Source organism: Parabacteroides sp. AF39-10AC, assembly GCF_003635405.1.
In the GTDB taxonomy this organism is placed as follows: domain Bacteria; phylum Bacteroidota; class Bacteroidia; order Bacteroidales; family Tannerellaceae; genus Parabacteroides; species Parabacteroides distasonis.
Genome location: NZ_QTLP01000057.1, coordinates 6,434 through 8,086, shown reverse-complemented (window position 1 = coordinate 8,086; position 1,653 = coordinate 6,434). Strand labels below are relative to the sequence as shown.

Genomic DNA, 1,653 nt, shown 5'->3' with positions numbered 1-1,653 from the left:
AATCGCGAGCTTTTCCCTGTGGTGACCATCATCATCATGGAAGCCTTCATCAACAAGATGCGCCGATTGAAAGGCGTAAGGAAACAGTTGATAGTGGAAGAGGCTTGGAAGGCTCTATCTTCGGCGAACATGGCTGAGTACCTGCGCTATATGTACAAGACCGTGCGCAAGTATTACGGGGAGGCAATCGTGGTGACGCAGGAGGTGGACGACATCATTTCCTCGCCCGTCGTCAAGGAGAGCATCATCAACAACTCCGACTGCAAGATACTCCTTGACCAGCGGAAGTACATGAACAAGTTTGATGCCATACAGTCCCTGTTGGGTCTGACGGAGAAAGAGAAGTCGCAGATACTCTCCATCAACATGGCGAACAACCCGTCAAGGCTCTACAAGGAAGTGTGGATAGGACTGGGCGGCACGCAGTCGGCAGTCTATGCCACCGAAGTTAGTGCTGAAGAGTATCTGGCGTACACCACCGAAGAAACGGAAAAAGTAGAGGTTTACCGTCTGGCGGAACAGTTGGGCGGCGACATTGAAGCCGTCATCCGGCAGCTTGCCGAAAGGCGGAGAAAAAAGGAATAAATAGAAACAGATTCATCAACTAAAAAAGAAAATGCGTATGAGTATATCAAGAACGAAAATGCTGCAAGTCAGCAAGTGTTTAATCGGGCTGGCGGTCATGGTGCTGCAATCCTGCGACATAACGGACAACCGACGCGACCTGCTTTGCGGAAACTGGGAGAGTGTGGAGGGCAAGCCCGACGTGCTTATCTACAAGGAGGGCGAAGCCTATAAGGTGACGGTATTCAAGCGGAGCGGCATCCGCCGCAAGCTGAAGCCGGAAACCTATCTCTTGCAGGAGGAGAACGGCAATCTGTTCATGAACACCGGCTTCCGTATCGACGTGTCCTACAACGAGGCGACGGACATCCTGACCTTCTCGCCCAACGGGGACTATGTGCGCGTGAACCCGAAACCGGACCATCCGATAGGCAAGCAATAAATAATGAAATCCACTAAAATCCAAAGTAACATGAGAACAAGAATAACACTTATTATCTGCCTGTGCCTGTTTGCAGTCGGCAGGGCAAGCGCACAGTGGGCGGTGATAGACCCGTCCAACATCGCGCAGAGCATCGTGAACACCTCGAAGAACGTGGTACACACTTCCACGACCGCCCAGAATATGATAAAAAATTTTCAAGAGACGGTGAAGATTTACGAGCAGGGCAAGAAGTATTACGACGCGCTCAAATCCGTGAACAATCTGGTAAAGGACGCCCGGAAGGTGCAGCAGACCATCCTGATGGTGGGTGACATCACCGACACCTATGTGACCAGCTTCCAGAAGATGATGCGTGACGACAACTTCACGGTGGAGGAACTGGGAGCCATCGCCTTTGGCTACACCAAGCTGTTGGAGGAATCCAACGACGTGCTGACGGAACTGAAGAACGTGGTGAACATCACCACGCTCTCCATGACGGACAAGGAGCGCATGGATGTGGTGGAACGCTGTTACTCCAAGATGAAGCGTTACCGCAACCTCGTGAGCTACTACACCAACAAGAACATCAGCGTGAGCTACCTGCGGGCAAAAAAGAAGAACGACCTCGACCGCATCATGGGGCTGTACGGGAACATGAACGA

The 1,653-nt window shown here is 51.7% G+C and carries 3 protein-coding genes; all 3 read left to right on the top strand.

The window, feature by feature from the left end; translation table 11 throughout:
* On the top strand, window positions 1-585 hold a 585-nt coding region (locus DW033_RS23835), incomplete at its 5' end, for a TraG family conjugative transposon ATPase (protein WP_117682423.1).
* 37 nt (window positions 586-622) lie between these two features.
* Complete coding sequence (locus DW033_RS23830) at window positions 623-1,006, top strand: DUF3876 domain-containing protein (RefSeq protein ID WP_122383227.1); 384 nt, start codon at window positions 623-625, stop codon at window positions 1,004-1,006.
* 30 nt (window positions 1,007-1,036) lie between these two features.
* Window positions 1,037-1,653 (top strand): DUF4141 domain-containing protein (locus DW033_RS23825; protein WP_233554302.1); only part of this gene is annotated, 617 nt, incomplete at its 3' end.

Coding starts and splice junctions, on each gene's coding strand:
- DW033_RS23830 (WP_122383227.1), top strand. CDS start 623: ATGAGTATATCAAGAACGAAAATGCTGCAAGTCAGCAAGTGTTTAATC.